Genomic DNA, 18,954 nt, shown 5'->3' with positions numbered 1-18,954 from the left:
CTCGATATATGGACAAGAAAATGGGTACTAAATGAAATGTATCTGTAGATAATTCAGCATTTTACACTTTAAAATCAGTTCCTACTTTCATGACTTTTTACAAACGACATGAATCTCTAAGCTATTTCGAGAAGAAAGTACAAAATTTATTTACTGTCTATTTATCAACGTTTGTTAATGAGATTTTAGTTTAGACTTACATGCCGTTCTACACTTCTTATTAGAACTGTATTACTCAATATTAATTTCTTCTAAGATTATAGATGGATTAACAACAAATATAATGAAGTTTAAGTTTGTAGTATGTACTAGTATTCTATTCTTCGAGGAAGATGGAGTTCCAATATAAACAACATGATCGAGCTTATTATAAGGAACGTCATTCGTAGATATAGTAATTATATCTTTTAAAGGGATGGTAATCTCTGCTGATTGCCATGCAATCATTATACTATCTTGGGACTTTGTTATGCTAATTATTGACATTTTATATCAATCCTTTATTAATTTTAGATAAATAATTAACCAATTACCTAAATTATTTTAAATTAAACCATCTATCATGATATAAGGATTTTAAGAATTTGTGCTTATATATGCAAAATTACATGTACAAACTCCTTATTTTCATAAAAATACACTATATTAAAAACGATTTGACTACTATTAATCAATTTCGTTTCTTTTCAATTTAACAGTAATTAATTGAAAAAAGCTGCTATTCTATTAGCGAATCAAATAAGGCATAAATTGATGAAAACAAAATCTTTGTAGACAATAGTGTGGGATTTTTTGACACATCTGCTCAATGAAAATAAAAAAGACCATTGTATTTTATAAAAGTTACAATAGTCTTTTTTAAAATCTTATATCATCATATTTGATATTTATTATTTCTCTTTTCCTTTTTCCTCAATAATAAATTTTGAAACTAATTTCGATAAAGCTTCTACTTTTTATTTTGTTAGATTGATTCGATATCTCCTCAATTGATACTTAAGCCTATTATTACATTTATACCTTCTACTTTAAGAGTCTTACTTAGATTATCAATAAATATAGCATAAATGGAAAATAAGATACCCATAATTCCACCAGTAAGCCCTAATCTGTATTCTGTTGTTCTTCTCAAGATTAACACTCCTTAAAATACAATATTATTCTATTAAAAGTAAAATACAAATCAGTTACTTTTATAGCTATATTGATTTATAGTTTTATGAACGAAAAAAGCACTCTTTCGAGTGCTTTTTCTAATACTGCATAAAAAATTATGCTTTTCCACTCTTAAAACATATTGTAAATAAAGTATACTAACTATCTCAATTGAAATTATATAAAGGTATAAAAATGTAATTTTATTTAAACAAATCTATTTTTAAACGACAAAGAAATTTTATATGAGTTAGTTTAAGCTAGCCTCTTTCTAAAATTTTATCGAGGTATTTATCTAGAGAAATATTAAATACTTCTTTAAGAATCTGCTGATATTCTTCTTCATTTATAGTTCGTTTACTTTTTTGGCCTTTTCTTGTTTCTGTAATACTTTTTTTAGTAAGCGAAATATGTCCATCTTCTACTAATTTGCAGACAATGTATCCTTTGTTAAAAGGTGATTCGGGGTGCTCTACAATAATATTTTGTATAGCATTTACTTTGTTGGAATCAATTTCATTTAATGAAAACGCAAACCCAGTACACCATGTATTAGTAGGTTCAGAATTAAGGAATTGGGCACTCTCCCCATTTTCTCCTTTTTTCATTTCAAGTAGGTAAGTTCCTTTTTCAGTATTCTGTTTACGAATACGATATTTTCCCGTTTGAGATGAGATCACTTCACCGCTAAATGGAACTGGGTACAATGGAAGATGTGAGGCAAGTCCCCCATCTACAATGTATTTTTGATTATTATAATTTAAAATAATAATTACATGTCCATCGTCAGGTTTCCATTTACCACCACCTAAATCGTAGACTGTACCAGATATGCGATAGACATCAAATCCACAATCAAGTAAAAAATAATATAATAGTGTATTAAGCTCGTAACATAGTCCTCCGCGTTGAGTTATGAGTAATTTTTCTTGAACATTTTTTCTAGTAATTTTTCGGGTATTTTTGTCCATAACGTCTAAATTTTCATAAGGTATTACATATGCCATTTGCTGAAGAATTTCATGTAAATTTTCAAAGCTTACATCTTTTTTCGGAGTTATCTGTAGCCGTGAGAAAAAATTTTTTTGTAAATCAGTCAACATTGTATATAACCTCCCATTTATAGAAAATTTAACCATTGAACATAATGATACACTAAATAAATATATAATCAAGTGTAATAAAATAAAATCAAGTTCTTTATGGTATGTTTTTATATAAGACATAGCATAAAGCTATTTATTATATGAAAATTTATCCAAAAACAAATTTCACGTTCCTTGAGGAAGGAGTCTTCTTGGCTAAAATGATAAAAAAGTACAGGCCTTTAATTGATTAAGGACCTGTACTTTTTTGTCATATTTGATATATTTTATTTCTCGTTTTTTTGCTCTTCAATAATAAATTTTGAAACTAATGCTGACAATGCTTCTACTTTTTCTTTTATTTTGTTAGATTGATTCGATATCTCCTCAATTGATGCTGCTTGTGATTGGATTGAATGTACAGTTTGAGTTGTTTCCTTAGCTACTTGTGTTGCTGTTTCAGAAACACTCGACATAGAGGCATTTACTTCTTCTGTCGCTGCAGATACTTCTTGAATTTGGCTAGTGATTTTATTAATAGCCACCATAATAGATGAGAATGCTTGATCTGCTTTATTAGCAGTTTCTTTTCCTTCCGAAGCTTTTTGTTGGCCTTTTTGCATTGCATCAACTGTATCTTTTGTATCTCTTTGAATTAATTGTATTAAAGTATTGATTTCATTTGCGGATTTTTTAGACTTCTCAGCTAAATCCCCCACTTCTGCTGCCACCACCGCAAATCCTTTTCCATTTTCTCCAGCACGTGCAGCTTCAATTGAGGCGTTTAAGGCAAGAAGGTTTGTTTGTTCAGCAATATTATTGAAAATGAACCCTCATATATTAATTCATTCCCCTCAATGATATTTATCTTTCAGATTTTGTTGATGCTTTGTATAAAAAAATTCAAAGGTAATTGTAATTGAATTAGAGAAAATACGCGAAGGTTGGGAAATTAGTAAATCATAGATAAAAACGTCCTATATTTTAATAGGACGTTTTTTCTTCTATAAATAATGTATTTGAGATGTATTGTACTCATAACTATAAATGTTTTTTAATTATGGACATTATACCAGTCGACCAATTCTCCAATATCTAAAAAGGACGGTTTAACTACTTACTTATATCTATCTATAATTCAATAAACCTACTTCTCCTCATACCATGGGTTTAAATGAATTAGTACTTCATATATTTCTGGGTTCTGATTTATAATAGTAGTTTTTATATCCCTACAAATATCATGTCCTTGCTGGATGCTTAAATGTGCCGGAACACTAATTCTAATATCAATTAGTACATAGTGACCATGATCACGTGCGCGCATTCTATCAATTCTTTTTACAAAAGGATGGGCCTGAATTATTCTCTTATATTCACTACATTTCTCGGTATGAATACCACCTTCCATTAATATATATATTGATTCTTTCCCCATACTAATTGCTAACTTTAATACGAAAAAGGAAACGATAATACCAGCTAAAGGATCCCCATATGCTGCATATGGAATGGAATAGATATTGTTTATCAAAGCAATACCAATTCCAATTACAGCTGCAATTGAGGCATAAACATCAGCAAGATGATCATAAGCAGTTGCTATAAGCCCTTTGCTGCTTGTTTTTCGACCAATTCGTATTGTGTATACATATAAAATTTGCTTCCATATTAATGAAATAATCGCTGCTATAAAAGCAATTATATGGGGTTCTGTCGCTGGTTCAAATAATGACTTTATTGATTCATAAGCCATAAATAAAGCCGCTAAAATTAAAATCACAGCTACAATTCCTGATGATATAACTTCTGCTTTACCATGTCCATAAGGATGATCTTCATCAGCTGGCTGGTTTGAAATTTTCATTGATCCCAATGAGGCTACGGATGCTACAACATCGGCAGCATTATGAATCCCGTCGGCTAATAATACCTGACTTTTGAAAAGTAAACCGACTATAATTTTGATGAGAGTCAGAAATATATTGCTAATTACACTAATCCATGCTGCCAATAAGGACGTTTTTTGGTTAGCATTCATAGTTATCCCCACCTTAACTTTACTCTTGTTTCAAAATATTATTGTTTAATTCAATTGTGTAGTTATAAGTCTATGTCTCATCATTTTAATTTCTTTCATACATTACCCAATAATAAGTGTGTGGGTCTATACAAACATTTTCTCCCATCAGTAAAGGTTTAAAGCATAACTTACTTTGTTCTTTTATCCTTATTTGTTATGAAGTGTAAAAAGAGTGACACAAAATGCCATGCTTTTATTATTCCTTTTACGTTTAGTATTGGAGTTACTTTAACATCCTTAAAATAGTAATTATGATTGAATAAAAAGACGAGAGTTGGAAATTAGGAAATCATAGAAAAAACGATCTATAAGATGTAATACTGAACCTAAAATAATTAAAGATAAATAAGATATACTACACGACGACGCATGTTGTTTAACAATGTAGTTTTAGGGTGTATTATCCCTTTGCTTGATACACCTATTGTTTATGTTTTTTATCACCCTTTTATCATTACAAACATCAAAGCGACTAATGTGTTGCTTTGATGTTTGATGAAATGTTTTCAGGTATGATTACTAATTCATTCTGCGCATTAATCTTTACTCATCTGATCACAACAATTATTTTTACAGGTTGTCCATTTCACATAGCTGTAGCAAATACTATAAGATTAAAAGCATATAATTGAATATGAGTGTAAACTGTATACATTATTTATCCTTCTTTTAACTTCTTGGAGATTTTCCATATGATTGAGTATCTCTTTACGCTTTTCTTTAATTACACTCTTTGTATGTTAGTTTTTAAACTTTAATTAATCCTTCATTTATTTAAGAATTCATAAATCAGTTGAAATATTTGCATCAAATTCATCTGATTTTTTAGTATCTATTTTTTTCCCATCTATTGTCATCTTTATTTTTTGTTTTTGGTTTGCTGTTACCACCCAAGTATTTGGTAAATAACGATCTTCATGTGATAATGTAGAAGGTGAATTTATAACCTTTCCTCCTAAATATAGCGTAGCAGAAGAACCTCCATCCATTGCCATTGCATTTATTGCTCCTTTTTCATATAGAATATCTTGACACTCTTTTAACGTGGCTCCTATGCTATGTGTTTGTCTACCATCTATCACTAGAAACATTATTGTGCCATCTTCTTTTTGAGCCATAATACTTCGTGGAGCAGAACCCCAACCACCGTCTCCTTCTGTGATCATTTTTTCTCCATTTACAATTAACTGTGGCATAAATCCTGCTGCTGAAACGACTTGTTTATCCAAAAGTTGTTGGGTAGAATAATTTCCTGTTATCATTTGTCCAAACTTTGTTAAACCGGTAATAATTGTAGGGGTATTTTTATCTATATTTGTATCAATAGCTTTTCCATTTTCTATTACTATTCCAGTTGCAACATTCCCTCCACCTCTTCCTGTCTCATCAGCAAATCCACTTGCATTCACAGCAACAAGTGCATGATTACGTTTTGCCATTACACTAATTTTTTCTCCCCTGTTAGCTCCTTGTGTTCCTTGATGGCTAACAAGTTTAACATTGAAGGGATTGCTAATGGTAATTAACTTTCCTTCGAAAAGAAAACGACTATCTTTATTACTTTTAATTGTTTCTACATCAATTTCTAATGGCTGATTTTTTAATTCTTCTAATCTTTTTCCTGCTATTTTTTTATAAATAGCCTCATCACTATTTGACCATTTTGGATGATTAATTCTATCTTGCAGTTTATCTAGTTCCTTTTGGGATAGGAATGTATATTTCGCATATTGTGGATGCTGAGAAGTTAGTATACTTCCAGCAATTGTTACACGAAGATCTCGGCCATAGTTAGTACCAAATAATATTCCTATGCCAATAAGCATGAAAATAGAAAAAAGAAGCAAAATTCGTTTGAAGATTTTTCTTAGATGTTTCATAGGTTTCTCCTCCGGCATTAATTACATTCAATGAATCCTTTAAGATATTATTTGCCTAAAGACAAAAGTGTTTGTTTCCCTCATTCCCGAGTTCCCCACTATGTCTTGGCAAGCAAAGCAAAATACTTATTCTACATTTCGTATTTATTTCAGTGTATATTTACAAATTTAATAACGTTTTTGCAACCATGAAATAAATTACTAATCCTGTTCCGTCAACAAATGTTGTAATAAATGGACCAGAAACGACTGCAGGATCTAATTTTAATTTTCTCAGAATCAAAGGTAAAACAGCTGCAACAAGAGAGGCCCAAATAACAATAAATAATAAAGTGATTGCTACAACTTGTGCAACTTCTGTTCCAACTCCTAACATATAAGCACGAGTGAGCCCAGCTACCCCAAGTGCAAGTCCGAGAAGCATACCAATTGCAAATTCCTTTTTCATTACACGGAAAATGTCTTTAAATTTCACCTCTCCAATACCGATTGCACGAGTAATTGTTGCTACAACCTGTGTTCCTGTATTTCCTCCAGTACCTACTAATAAAGGTACAAAGAAAGCTAAGGCAACTACTGTTTCAATTTCGTCTTCAAAATACTTTAGTACTGTACCTGTATATGCTTCAGCAACAAAAAGAAGCAATAACCATGGTAGACGTTTGAAGAAAATGCTCCAAATACTAGATTCAAAGTAAGATTGATTTAACGGTTCACTTCCGCCTAACTTTTGGATATCTTCTGTAGCTTCTGCTTCCATAACATTCATTACGTCATCAAATGTTATAATACCAATCATTTCATTATTTGCTGTTGTTACGGGTAATGCTGCTAAATTATAATTCAGTAGCTTTTTTACAACTTCTTGCTGATCAACTTCAGCGTGTACTGAAATTACCTCTTGAATCATGATAGTAGATAATATTTCTTCATCTGCTGCTAGTAATAACTCATGTATGGAAACGATTCCCTTAAGATAACCATGACTATCAAGAACATAGATATAAGATATTGATTCTACATTTTCAGAATGCTCCCTAATGTACTTCAATGTCATTTTTACTGACCAATTCCCTCTAACTGCAACAAAATCACTTGTGACAAGACTTCCTGCCGTTTCAGGTTTGAAAGCCATTAATTTTTTTACATTATGTTTTGTAATTTTATTTAAATACGCCATTAATTTAGCTTGTTTTTCCGGATGAACCGCTAGAAGTAGATCTACTGTTTCATCAATCGGTTGTAAATCTAGTAACTTTTTAGCTTTGTTTTCAGATAAGTGAATTAAGATATTATATTTTTCTTCTGTACTCAAATGTTGAAGAATTTTTGAGCTTTTTAATACAGGAATCTTATCTAGTAATATGACTTGATCTTCAATTGAAAACCGTTTTACTTCTTGCGCAACATCATACGACGGATGACGTAAAACTTTCTCTGCATCCAAATTATTTTGGGTTACAAGTAATTCATTTAATAATTTCTTCATGTTAACTCCTCCTTATATTGCTAAGGGAGACTCTAGAGTTTCATGAGTGGTTTTGTGTTATTTTATCTGTCTAAAATTTTTATTAGAGCATTAATAGTTACATTGCTATCAATTTATTATTTAGAACTACCTCCTTTTTGAATATAGACAAGATAAAAATAAATAACATTAAACAAAAAAACCTTTACTCAAAAAGGAGTAAAGGTTTTTTACAATACAAATAAATGATTATTAAGACAGCTCTGTTAAAGTCCCAGAGTTGTCTTTCTATCAAATCGTATACCACTCCCTCGTTGAGTTTTAGCACTGTATAGCATAGGTTTTTATAACCAGCTACATTAAAAAGGGCCTTAATCCGACCGTTCCTGTTGACCCATTGGCGTCTCTCGACATTTTTGGGCAGCAGCGTTTCTCTATACAGGAGCCTCACCTAACAAAGATTATTGAATTACTTCAAAATTTAAACCAGATTTTAATATTTGTCAACTAACGTTCAATTCGATTCATAAAAAAATTATTTTATAGAAAAATGAAATTATATTCTATTACAAATTTAAAATTCCACTTAAAAAACATAGAATTCAAATAGATTTAATTAAAAGAAACGTTATAAAACATATGAAATCTCGTATATGAAGCTTATTGTTTATGATGAATTTTTAACTTTATAACAGAAGTGGAATCATTAGTCATACCGTACTTCAAAAGAACATTCTTCAAAAAATCTTATTATATGACTAAAATCTTCTTTACTGTTTATCAAATTTATATGGTTAAACTACTTAATCATATACACCCCAAGTCGAAAATATGTATCTATATGAGACGATTAAATACAATTTCTCACATCATTTCTCAAAGAATTATAAAGCAATAAAGAATATAAAATTAGCGATACGTATACTTGACAAGCAAAAAAAAAGTAATTATGCTGGCTACACGAAACAAATACATAAAATTTATATTGCTAAACCTGTTAGGTGAGGCTCCTATACAAACACAGGCTATTGCCCAAAAATGTCGAAAGACGCCAATGGGTAGAACAGGAATTGTCGGATTAAGGCTCTTCTTAAGATAGCTAAGTAATCAATTTCCATTACTTTACGTTGTATAGTGCCAAAGCTCTACTAGGGGGAGGAAAGCTTTATTTAGTCATGCCAATTTAAATCCCCCTAGTATGTAACTAGGGGGGATTTTTGCGTAAGAAAACAGGGTGTAAGCTATAGAATCTTTCAAAACAAAAATACTATTTAGTAGTTGATGAGAACAAGATTCTACTCATTAGCAAATGTGATATTAAGTGTTAATGTAAATCAGGAGGATATTAAAATGAAAAAAATATTAAAACTCGATTATCTATTGCTCCTCCCTCTATTCATAACATGTACTTTAGGTATTATCATGATGTATAGCGCGAGCTCCATTGTTGCTGTTCAACATTACGGTTATAACAGTAGGCATTTTGTTGATTCTCAATTAACAAAGCTATTTTTAGGAACAATAGGGTTAATAGTTTGTGCTATTCTCCCTTATGAAATATGGAAAAAACGAATAGTCTCTATCTGTATTATGGTTGGGGGAATTTTTTTATTAATTATGGTTTTGTGGAAAGGAAAAGTGGTAAATAATGCTCAATCATGGATCTTTGGAATACAGCCAGCTGAATTTCTTAAATTAGGAACAATACTTGTAACAGCCCGTTTTTTTGCATTACGACAAGAACGAGCTAAAAATATTTGGAGTGGTAGCGGAAAACTTTTATTTTTTTTAGCTGCAATTTTTTTCCTAATCTATAAACAGCCAAACTTAGGATCTGCACTTTTAATATTAGGTATAGGTTTTAGCATATTTCTTTGCTCTGGAATAAATGTAAATCTATTAATTAAAAGAATTATAATCGGTTCTATTTTTTGGTTACCTTTTTTATACTTTTTAATTCAATTTAGCTTGTCAGAAGTTCAAAAGACACGTATTACTACAATTCTCAATCCCTTTGTTGATGCGCAAGGAAAAGGATATCAACTTGTAAATTCTTTTATTGCCATTGGCTCTGGAGGAATTACTGGACGTGGATTCGGAAATAGCATTCAAAAAACCGGTTATCTTCCAGAACCACATACTGATTTTATAATGGCAATAGTTTCTGAAGAACTAGGGTTTATTGGTGTATTTATTGTATTGGCAGGGGTTTTGACTATCGTTCTTCGTTCCTTAAAAATTGCACAACTATGTGTAGATCCATTCGGAAGTTTTATAGCAATTGGTATAGGATGTATGATTGGTATGCAATCCATTGTAAATTTAGGTGGTATTACGGGACTATTTCCTCTTACTGGTACCCCATTTCCATTTGTTAGTTTTGGTGGAAGTTCTTTAATGGTCAATTTAATAGCAATAGGAATATTGCTTAATATTTCAATTTTCAATAAAATTAAGTTTAATAATTATAATATATAATTCTATTTTTGGGAGATTATAAAATTTAACCTCATTGAGCAATCTATGTTCAAATAATTTCTAATTAGGTTTTTAACTGTATGAATATTAATTTTAATACCAAAAAAGGCAGGAGCTTTTGGTGAAAACTTGTTAAATAATTGTTTAATCGATGTATGTGTCTTTTCATTATATGTATTATTCATCTCAATCACATACCCTTCACCTAAAATGATTAGAAATATATTGACTTGTTATTTTTCTTATATTGAATTTAATGGGAACACTGTTGTATTGTCGTATCGCCTATAAAAAAAGAAAACTTAATTAAGTTTTCTTTTTTTATGTTATTCCAAATCTGATTAGTTTTCATAAAGTATCTTATGTTTCCGCTGGAACGGATAAGTTTTAATTTCATCTGTATCTAAATTTTCATGAAATAAATGAATAGCTATAATTTGTCTACAATCATAGGTATGGTAATAATATGTACCAGAATCCATACACATTGCGCTTGTATAAATGGTATTATCTAATGTACCTTCTTCCGTTATTACTCCACCTTTTGGAACCTCACAATTTGATAAGATATGAAAAAGGGCCGATATGCCCTCTTCTTCGTTATCTATACCTTGAATATTTTGTTTGCCATACGCTGCCCGAACAAACCTTGATGGTGGGGTGAAATCCCCAGGGAGTCCCATCGAACCTGAACCTTGTCCAAAAGCACTTAATGGTACATCCCCCCATTGTGTTGGCGCATATGGCTGCGATTTAAGACCGATATATTGTCTTAAATTTTGTAAATGCCAGTTAAACTCAGGACTATTGGTCATTACCCCAAGAGGATTATCATATATTTTTAGTCCTTCAGTTGTCGGCTCTAGTACAATACAATCTCCCCATTTATCCGCTAAAATCCAATGTAGCGGTGGAGTAACCCCTAAAACAGGTAATGGTACATCCAAAAAGGAAATACTATCTACAGAGTTCTTTAACTCTTCGACAGAATTGAATTGTGTGAGACTCCATGCCACAAAATCAAATGGAGCCAGATTCGTTTTATTTTCATCTATACTGTTACTATAACTTGCGAATCCTGGAAAATAGAGTGTTGCACATGTCATACCTGATTCATTTACTCCGTCCGCCAGGATGATCCTTCCTTGATGGTTAATCCCCATCCCTACAACAGCTTGTTTCGCCTCGATGGTTTCACCAGTTATATTGTTCCATTGATAACTTCGAGGAACTATTATTACTTCTTGATTGAAATCTAATGTAAAATCCATCGTTCTTGCAAAAAGATGCTGACCGCTTTTTGTCTGTAATGTCAAACTAGTACACATAAAGAACACCCCTTTATTTAGTTTATTTGAATAAAAACCATTTAATTTCTATCCTTAAGTTAATAGGCATGTATCGTGACCTTTATTAAAAAATATGGTTGCTAATTTTATTTCGATCTTCCTTGCACCCAAGCAGCAATATCATTTATAACATACTCAGGGATATTAGCAGGACTATAATATTCATCCGGTTTACTTAACTCCCCATCTCCTTCTGTAAAGAAGTGATTTAACTTTGGATATAGTCGATAATCAACGTTATCTCGCTCTTTTAATTGTTCTTTCCAAAGAGGAATTTCGATTTTTGATTGAACTTGATAGTCTCTTTCTCCTTGAATAATAAGAAGCGGTGTCTTTTGTTCTTTTGACATTTCTGCTGCTTTAATTTTACGAATAGAATCCCAAAATACTGCTGATCCTAAATAAAAATCTTTTGGAGGATTCTGACTAGAGAAATTGGGATCATTTAATAATTCAAATTGCAATTTGTAAAATTTATATTCATCCGATTTCATTGCTCCAATAGAAAAAAGATACTCGAATTGATCTAAAACAACATCTTGGATTGTACGGGCTGGTCCTCCCATCACAATTGCTCCAGCTATATTTTGATTTTGGTCTTTTTCAATCATTTTCGGAAGCATCAGTCCACCTTGACTATGACCAAGAATATAAATTTGATTCTTATTTATCATAGGTTCATTTTGAAGAAAATGAGTCACAAGAAGAGCATCATCTGTTGTCTCTTTATCAACTGTATAAAAAGGACTGTATTGTGTTTTCAATCCATGTTCATAAGTTCGTTTATTATAGCGAAGGACAGCAATTCCTTTCGAGGCAAGACCTTCAGCTAAATCGCGAAATGGTTTTAAAGCAAACGCTGTTTCATCCTGATCGGTTGCTCCAGATCCTTGCACAAGAATAACCGCTGGGAAAGGACCCTTACCTTTTGGAACAGACAATGTTCCTGGTAATGGAAATGCACCACTTCCAACTACTACTTCTTTATCAACAAATGATTCAGGCTTACTATATGATGGACGCTCTGCAACAGGACTAAACGACATGCTGAGTTGAAAATCGTCTATTTTTCCAGATGGATCTAGTTTAATTAGTAAAGGTACAGTAAATTGTTCAAAAACTAATTTAACTTCTACATTCGCATGCACGGAATTTGTCTCTTTTTGTATTACCTCTCCAATTCCTAGAAAAGAACCTGCTTGTAATTGCAATGGGATTCCCTCCCAATAGCCCTTCAGCCATTCTTCCGATATTATTTTCTGTAATGACCTTGAGGTTAAATCAAATGCAGATTTATAATCTTCACTATTCATATGGCGAATAAATGAAAGAGTAGTAGATATAATAGGATTTTCATCATCAATATTGTCTACTTTTTTTATATTTGTGTTTGTTTCCTTTAATGTCGGAATAAATTGATGGTTAAACGGATTATTATATGTATTGGGATATACACTTGTTTTCAATACATCCATATTCCGTTCCTCATAAAGACTTGAAGCAATCGCGAAATTTTTAGGTAAAGTTACTTCCTCCGCATATGAAACTGAAGGAATCGTTATTGTACAAATTGCACTGACAAGTAATAACTTATTACCTATTCTTTTTTTCTTCCCCATATTTATTGATTCTCCCTTCAAAATTTAAAATTTTTTATACAGTATGCCAAATACTATAAGGGAAATAAAAATTATCAAAGAGATTAATAATCTACTTTACGATTCCCCCTAACAAATTAAAAAACTATTATAAACAAACTTCAATAAAAAATGCCTTCCCCCTCTTTTTATAACTCGATTTTTTGATTAGATGGATGTTATCTAAAACAGAATTATTTATTGCATGTGCTTCGTGCTGATTAACTCAAAAGTCGATCGTCAGCAGACAATCGACTATAGATTCTTATAATTATTGTGTTCGCTAAATGAGAATTTAACGAACACTTGAGGGTTTTAGTTCATCTTCTCTCCCCCTCTTAAATTGTACAAAGACATGAAAATGGATACTTTTTAGACAAGAAAGTATCCATTTTCATTTTTGGGACTTGCTTGGGCCAAGAAAATTCAAACTAAAATTTTATAGATTTACAGAACTAAATACATAGTACATAAAAAATAGACAAGATAGATAGGCTAGCCTGCCAGCAATTGATTCTCTCATAAATTTCATAAGTATGACTTTGCTATAAATAAATCGTTGTAGTTATTTATATAAAATACGATTTTCAATACAAAATCTATTAATTAAAGAGAACTTTATTTTCGTACAGCTACGTACAACGATTCTTTCTAACATAAAAATACATCACTATTAAATAGTGATGTATTTTTATGTTAGATATTAGAATAGGAATACGGGCGAATTAATAAAGAAAAGGTTACTGCATAATATTTCTATAATAGGGTATCAATTAAAGATGCATGCTTTATTCCGTAATAGAGCATTTAAATCCTAACTTTTCAATTGTATCTACACTTTCTTATCTGCCAACGAAACATTAGATACAATTATCAATCCATTTCCCTTTTAGGCTCTACCAACATAATGTGGGATTCCTTTTCAGTGAAAGGTTTAATCTCAACGCCTCTCGGGACAATAAACATCTCGCCCTTAGAAATTTTCACCTGTCCATCACGAAAATCGATGAACATCTCCCCTTCAAGCACAATAAATAGCTTATCCGTATTAGGATGCTCATGCCATATAAAATCTCCATTAGCTTTAAAAAGCTGAATTTGATCATCATTCATTTCACCAATCACTTGTGGATACCAATAATCGTTAATTTTAGACAACTCGTCATTTAGTTTAATAGGTTGGTAATGGATAATAATCCCTCCTCATTTATAACTTCCACTATATTACAGTAATCTAAGTGAAAAAGTAGTCATTACGCTTAAAAAGAAAATGCTCAGGCCAGAACTTTTCATTCAGATAGTACAAAGGAGTGATTTCAATGAAAGTTCTTTCAATCCAATGTTTCATTTAACTCTCCATAAGTATAGAACAGTAATTTTCAAATAAGAATGGACCCCTGTTGACATTAGTATGGATTATTGATGAACTTCTCGCGATATTTAGTAGGCGAAATGCCAACTCGCTTCTTGAAAATTCTACTAAAATAAAAAGGGTCTGCGATTCCAACAGCCTGCGCAATTTGTTGTACAGGCACACCACTTGTACATAACATTTTTTGAGCCATCTTTATACGATAGTTCAATAAATATTCTGCTGGCCCCATACCTGCATGCTTTCTAAACACGTAAGAAAGACGATTTCGATTAACATTATTTTGTTCTGTAAGCATATGCATTGTAATATCTTTATAATAGTATTTATGGACGTAACTAGCTATTCGTTCGAATAAAGTATGCGACTTATAGTTGTTTTCTCTATTGACAACACTTAATAAAGCCTCATTCAACGCTTCGCGAAACAGCATTTCGGTCTGAAACATCGAAATGCCTCCACGCTGATTATACACATCCCAAAGACGCATAAGTAATTCGACAAGACGAGGAGATTGTCCTGTTAATAATTCAAAATGCTGATGAGTAAAGCCAGAGTCTTCTCGTTCTGAATTGCTTATCCGATATAAAACAAGAATATATTCCCAGTTTATTTCACCAAGCATTTTATGGGCTAATGTCATTTTTGCACCCCCATGTATAACTTTTCCTGGGGAAAGGGTATACGGCGTACCATTAAATTGAAATTGCGTCTTCCCTGCAAGTGGAAATACAAATCCTGGGAAAGAATCTGTAGACTCAGCACAAGGCACACCTGGATTTTTAGCATAACGATATACTCCTTCTACTCGGAAAGGAGTATTGGCAAGATACTCTGCTAACTCATTCACGTCCAACTTCACAATGCACGCCTCATTTCAATAATAGTTTCCTTGTAATTCGCGAGATTAATTGGTGTACTTTCTGGGCAACGCTAAACTAAAAATAGTACATACGACTTAACAAGATCTGGTTACTAACCTATAAATATATTGTTTTTCATTTATTTAGTCTACTGTTAAGCAGCTTTATTGAAAGCCAGAAATTTAACCTTTATATATTCTACAAAAACTTATCTAATCCCTTTTTATTTCAAATTTATATTAATAGCTCAGATATAAGAGTTAGATATTAAAATTGAAACCATCTCCTAAAAATTCAACGTATAGCAGTTAAAATTTCATTGTGTTTGCAGCTAGTTTTAAAAAGTACCCACTTGGTTGTTGTCTGTATGTGAAAAAGTATCCACTTTAGTGTCTCCGTTTAAAAAAGTATCCATTTTCTTGTCCCGATATGCGGACAAGAAAATGGATACTAAATAAACTTTCACCATAGATAATTCAACATATTACACTATAAAATAAGTTCCTACTTTCATGTCTTTTTACAATTATTGTACAAAGACATGAAACTCTAAACTATTTAGACAAGAAAGTCTAAACTTTCATTTTTGGGACTTGCTTGGGCCAAGAAAATCCAAACTAAAATTTTATAGAGTTACAGAACTAAATACATGTAATCTTGTGTGAACGTATAGGCTTAAATACTACGTTACTTTTATTTATAAAAAAAAGCATCCTAAGATGCCTATCTATTCTGTAACAAATTTAAATACATAGTACATAAAAAATAGACAAGATAGATAGGCCAGCCTGCCAGCAATTGATTCTCTCATAAATTTCATAAGTATGACTTTGACAAGCAATGCTAAGAATAACGGTATAAACAGTACCATAGCAAGTTTTATTGCTATTTCATTTATTGTTGGATTAAATGGTTCAAAATTAATTATAATATTCACTTACCCTTCTATTATCTTTTTATTTATATAACATAATTATATAAATAAAATCACTGCAAAGATACTATAAGGTTCCTTCCTCCAACTGAACCACCTTAATTTTAATCGGTTCTGGTGCAAATATAGGACACATTTCAAGGAACAATCAGGATTCCTACTGAAATTGTTCTTTTTTATCATATGCATGGCTTCTACTCCTATATGATATTACCCTATATGGGGTAAGGAAACGATTCAGGGAATGAGGGGCCACTCTGGAAGTTTATTCCTCTAATTGTTTCCGAGCCTTGCCGACCTAAAATGTAAAACTAAGTTCATATTTTTTTATAATTGGTAAAATAGACAGTTAAATATTCATATAAAAAAAACCATTGTATCAGTACATACACATGATACAACGGGTTTTTATGGGTTTAACATTTTCTTAGTTTTGTAAAACTCATATTGTTTTGGTTATAATGAGCTTATATTCCCCTATTTTTGAAAAACTAATGTTTCTTCGCCATTTTTAGTGACTGCGTATACACTAAGTGAACTATTACCTGATAGTATTGAATTGAATTGAATCAGCAGTCTACCATCTGTTTCGGGGAATGGTTTTGAAACAATTTTTACATTGTCTTTGTTTATAATACATTTAAAATGTTTAATTTTTTTAAGAACTTCCGAATTCACTTTATGGAAATATAAACCATATATTGACCAAGAACCTATATAATACCAAGAGCTGAAACTATGAGCTTGTTTTATTTGTTCTGCATTTACTTTTTGAATCATTTCAATATGCATCCCAGCTTTTAATTTTACATCAAATAACGATTGGATACCTTGCTTCTTCATCTCCACTTCAGTTGATTGATCTACTATTAATTTTGTCTTGTCTGGGGAAATTTCTTTATCATTAATATATATTTTTCTATTTAATTCCACAGCTCCATAGCTTAACTTTAATGCCTCTTTAAATGTTATTTCTGGTACAGTTTGTTCTACAGGTGTTGTTCCACGTGCTGCTACATTACGTTTTGTAATTTCTCCTTCTTCCGTAGTAAAAACAATTTCTGCAGTATTCGCTTTAATTTTAGATATTACATTCGTCCAGTCGAGATTACTTGTATAATCTTGTCCTTGTGTATCAATTAATACTACTTTTGCATCTATCCCTATCGTTTCCATCATCAAAATATCATTCTTCTGTAGACGTTGTACATTTCCTTGATCTAACAGCAAGGACTCGCCAAAATGTGTTGGTTTATCAAACGCTAAAGGTACTTTGGACTGTTCTGGGTATGTTTTTCCTGGTAGGACTTCTAACCCTTTGTGTGTTTCGCCTACAAGTGAGCTAATTAATGAAATCGCTTCTCCGTTTGTAGTTTTTGGAAAGTGCAAAGTGAATAGAGGTTTCACACTAAATACAGGTGCTGTTCCTGTGTTCACATATCGTACATTTGGTAGGATTTTCCCTGCTTCTGCAGTGTTGATACCTAATACTTCATTCCAATCTTTTGTCGTTGAATCGCTAACAGATTCATCTTTGGTGGTAGATGTTGTCGTAGAAGACTCATAACTTGCACTAACAGATCCCCCAAAATCTAAGAGGCTTGCATTGGCTGTCACAGTAGTTCCCCATGACTCAGTATTGGACACAGTATATGATGTTCCACGAGTTACTTGTTTACTAGATGATCCACCCTCTCCTGCTTGGAAATTGGTGTTAGGGATTAATAAGTATTTTTCCATTTTAATATATACTTCCGGATAAGCTGCTACTAAAGGATGATGTGCTTCTTTTATAACCCGGGTATCCATTTGTAATCCCGTTACTTTTTCATAATCACTGTAAGGATCGTCACTTGTACTCCACTTCATGGGTGAAGATGTATATTTTACAAGACCTTGATGCATTTTATCATCCCATTTAACCAAATCTTTTACACCAAACTCGCCATCTACTACTGTATAACCTTCATATTCCCAACTATCTGGAATATTATCACCATCTGTGTCTTTTTCATCTCTAATAAAATCATTCACAGCATATTTTAATTGGTGTAAACTTCCTTGTACGGTTGGTTTGTCTTCCTGAGCTAAACTTGGCGCATATAATACATCATGAGGAACGACTTCTTTCTTTTCTTCTGTACCCCATAGGAGAGTGAATGCATCTTCTACATCTGGATTCACTTGATACTCCACTATAATTTTGTATAACTTATCTTTTTGAAGTTTAATTTCTGTTTCTCTTCCTATATTATCTACTACTATACAGTTATCTACTTGAATCATGACTTGATCATGCTTTCCTGTTGAGAAAGTGTATACTCCATCTTCTTTGGGTTGAATGAAACCTTGCCAACGAATAGATTGAATGTTTTGGCTATTTTTCAAACGAAGATCTCTTATTTCGTTTGAATTGATTTGCTCATTCATACAACTATTACCTCGTATTAATAACAAATTCTTGAAATCTTTATCTCCATAGAAATTACCCAGTAATCCATTTTGTTTTCGTACATTAGTTTTCTCATACGTCATAATCGCATCTGATTGAACAGAACTATTCGCTGCTCCTGTTAGTATATTTTTCTTGTTTTCCATTCCTTATATCCCCCTTTATAAATATCACATACAATCATTTTACGCATGATAT

The 18,954-nt window shown here is 31.7% G+C and carries 13 protein-coding genes, 2 pseudogenes and 2 riboswitches; of the genes and pseudogenes, 1 reads left to right on the top strand and 14 read right to left on the bottom strand.

Annotation, left to right across the window (positions count from 1 at the left end):
- Positions 1 to 231: 231 nt before the first annotated feature.
- The 7 genes and pseudogenes from JFU20_RS30485 to mgtE all read right to left on the bottom strand — a co-directional run bounded on the left by JFU20_RS30485 (position 232) and on the right by mgtE (position 7,692).
- Entirely contained in the window at positions 232 to 486 is a 255-nt protein-coding gene (locus JFU20_RS30485) for a SunI/YnzG family protein (RefSeq protein WP_033728921.1), read from the bottom strand.
- Between the two features lie 499 nt (positions 487 to 985).
- Positions 986 to 1,132, bottom strand: coding sequence for a hypothetical protein (locus JFU20_RS00250; RefSeq protein WP_176127015.1), 147 nt, complete (start codon positions 1,130 to 1,132; stop codon positions 986 to 988).
- 283 nt (positions 1,133 to 1,415) lie between these two features.
- The gene (locus tag JFU20_RS00245; protein WP_201038164.1) at positions 1,416 to 2,258 is read right to left on the bottom strand and encodes an arylamine N-acetyltransferase family protein; all 843 of its coding nucleotides are present in this window, start codon (positions 2,256 to 2,258) and stop codon (positions 1,416 to 1,418) included.
- A 269-nt stretch (positions 2,259 to 2,527) separates the two neighbouring features.
- A pseudogene (locus tag JFU20_RS00240) lies at positions 2,528 to 3,067 on the bottom strand (methyl-accepting chemotaxis protein); the annotation flags it as partial.
- A 320-nt stretch (positions 3,068 to 3,387) separates the two neighbouring features.
- Entirely contained in the window at positions 3,388 to 4,281 is an 894-nt protein-coding gene (locus tag JFU20_RS00235; protein WP_002187237.1) for a cation diffusion facilitator family transporter, read from the bottom strand.
- A gap of 824 nt (positions 4,282 to 5,105) precedes the next feature.
- A complete protein-coding gene (locus JFU20_RS00230; RefSeq protein WP_078205576.1) occupies positions 5,106 to 6,203 on the bottom strand; it encodes a phosphodiester glycosidase family protein in 1,098 nt (365 codons plus the stop codon).
- A 160-nt stretch (positions 6,204 to 6,363) separates the two neighbouring features.
- Positions 6,364 to 7,692 carry a magnesium transporter gene (gene mgtE, locus JFU20_RS00225; protein ID WP_016093729.1) on the bottom strand — a complete coding sequence of 443 codons (1,329 nt, stop codon included), beginning with the start codon at positions 7,690 to 7,692 and terminating at the stop codon, positions 6,364 to 6,366.
- A 277-nt stretch (positions 7,693 to 7,969) separates the two neighbouring features.
- A riboswitch (M-box (ykoK) riboswitch) is annotated at positions 7,970 to 8,137 on the bottom strand.
- Between the two features lie 520 nt (positions 8,138 to 8,657).
- Positions 8,658 to 8,834, top strand: a riboswitch (M-box (ykoK) riboswitch).
- Positions 8,835 to 9,021: 187 nt separating this feature from the next.
- Here mgtE and JFU20_RS00220 point away from each other — a divergent pair.
- A complete protein-coding gene (locus JFU20_RS00220) occupies positions 9,022 to 10,149 on the top strand; it encodes an FtsW/RodA/SpoVE family cell cycle protein (protein ID WP_016097052.1) in 1,128 nt (375 codons plus the stop codon).
- A gap of 104 nt (positions 10,150 to 10,253) precedes the next feature.
- Here JFU20_RS00220 and JFU20_RS29895 read toward each other — a convergent pair.
- From JFU20_RS29895 to JFU20_RS00195, 7 genes and pseudogenes are all read right to left on the bottom strand, one after another.
- Positions 10,254 to 10,334: pseudogene (locus tag JFU20_RS29895) on the bottom strand (serine hydrolase); the annotation flags it as partial.
- A gap of 156 nt (positions 10,335 to 10,490) precedes the next feature.
- Complete coding sequence (locus JFU20_RS00215; protein ID WP_078205577.1) at positions 10,491 to 11,477, bottom strand: choloylglycine hydrolase family protein; 987 nt, start codon at positions 11,475 to 11,477, stop codon at positions 10,491 to 10,493.
- A 107-nt stretch (positions 11,478 to 11,584) separates the two neighbouring features.
- Positions 11,585 to 13,117, bottom strand: a complete 1,533-nt coding sequence (locus tag JFU20_RS00210) for an alpha/beta hydrolase (protein ID WP_201038163.1) — start codon at positions 13,115 to 13,117, stop codon at positions 11,585 to 11,587.
- An 891-nt stretch (positions 13,118 to 14,008) separates the two neighbouring features.
- Positions 14,009 to 14,248, bottom strand: coding sequence for a cupin domain-containing protein (locus JFU20_RS00205; protein ID WP_078205579.1), 240 nt, complete (start codon positions 14,246 to 14,248; stop codon positions 14,009 to 14,011).
- 293 nt (positions 14,249 to 14,541) lie between these two features.
- On the bottom strand, positions 14,542 to 15,369 hold the full coding sequence (locus tag JFU20_RS00200) for a helix-turn-helix transcriptional regulator (protein WP_078205580.1): 828 nt from the start codon (positions 15,367 to 15,369) through the stop codon (positions 14,542 to 14,544).
- Between the two features lie 728 nt (positions 15,370 to 16,097).
- Positions 16,098 to 16,307 (bottom strand): hypothetical protein, encoded by a 210-nt coding sequence (locus JFU20_RS30480; RefSeq protein WP_001021335.1) that lies wholly within the window; start codon positions 16,305 to 16,307, stop codon positions 16,098 to 16,100.
- Between the two features lie 474 nt (positions 16,308 to 16,781).
- Positions 16,782 to 18,902 carry a binary toxin-like calcium binding domain-containing protein gene (locus JFU20_RS00195; RefSeq protein WP_078205581.1) on the bottom strand — a complete coding sequence of 707 codons (2,121 nt, stop codon included), beginning with the start codon at positions 18,900 to 18,902 and terminating at the stop codon, positions 16,782 to 16,784.
- Between the last annotated feature and the right edge of the window lie 52 nt (positions 18,903 to 18,954).

Origin of the sequence: Bacillus sp. TH30, from assembly GCF_016650875.1 — a bacterium.
Taxonomy (GTDB): domain Bacteria; phylum Bacillota; class Bacilli; order Bacillales; family Bacillaceae_G; genus Bacillus_A; species Bacillus_A mycoides.
The sequence above is the reverse complement of the archived record's forward strand: the minus strand, read 5'-3'. Positions and strand labels throughout refer to the sequence as shown.

What these genes read in the sequence shown, in the direction of transcription:
- JFU20_RS30485 (WP_033728921.1), bottom strand. Translation starts at nt 486, where the DNA reads ATGTCAATAATTAGCATAACAAAGTCCCAAGATAGTATAATGATTGCA.
- JFU20_RS00245 (WP_201038164.1), bottom strand. Translation starts at nt 2,258, where the DNA reads ATGTTGACTGATTTACAAAAAAATTTTTTCTCACGGCTACAGATAACT.
- JFU20_RS00235 (WP_002187237.1), bottom strand. Translation starts at nt 4,281, where the DNA reads ATGAATGCTAACCAAAAAACGTCCTTATTGGCAGCATGGATTAGTGTA.
- JFU20_RS00230 (WP_078205576.1), bottom strand. Translation starts at nt 6,203, where the DNA reads ATGAAACATCTAAGAAAAATCTTCAAACGAATTTTGCTTCTTTTTTCT.
- mgtE (WP_016093729.1), bottom strand. Translation starts at nt 7,692, where the DNA reads ATGAAGAAATTATTAAATGAATTACTTGTAACCCAAAATAATTTGGAT.
- JFU20_RS00220 (WP_016097052.1), top strand. Translation starts at nt 9,022, where the DNA reads ATGAAAAAAATATTAAAACTCGATTATCTATTGCTCCTCCCTCTATTC.
- JFU20_RS00215 (WP_078205577.1), bottom strand. Translation starts at nt 11,477, where the DNA reads ATGTGTACTAGTTTGACATTACAGACAAAAAGCGGTCAGCATCTTTTT.
- JFU20_RS00210 (WP_201038163.1), bottom strand. Translation starts at nt 13,117, where the DNA reads ATGGGGAAGAAAAAAAGAATAGGTAATAAGTTATTACTTGTCAGTGCA.
- JFU20_RS00205 (WP_078205579.1), bottom strand. Translation starts at nt 14,248, where the DNA reads ATGAATGATGATCAAATTCAGCTTTTTAAAGCTAATGGAGATTTTATA.
- JFU20_RS00195 (WP_078205581.1), bottom strand. Translation starts at nt 18,902, where the DNA reads ATGGAAAACAAGAAAAATATACTAACAGGAGCAGCGAATAGTTCTGTT.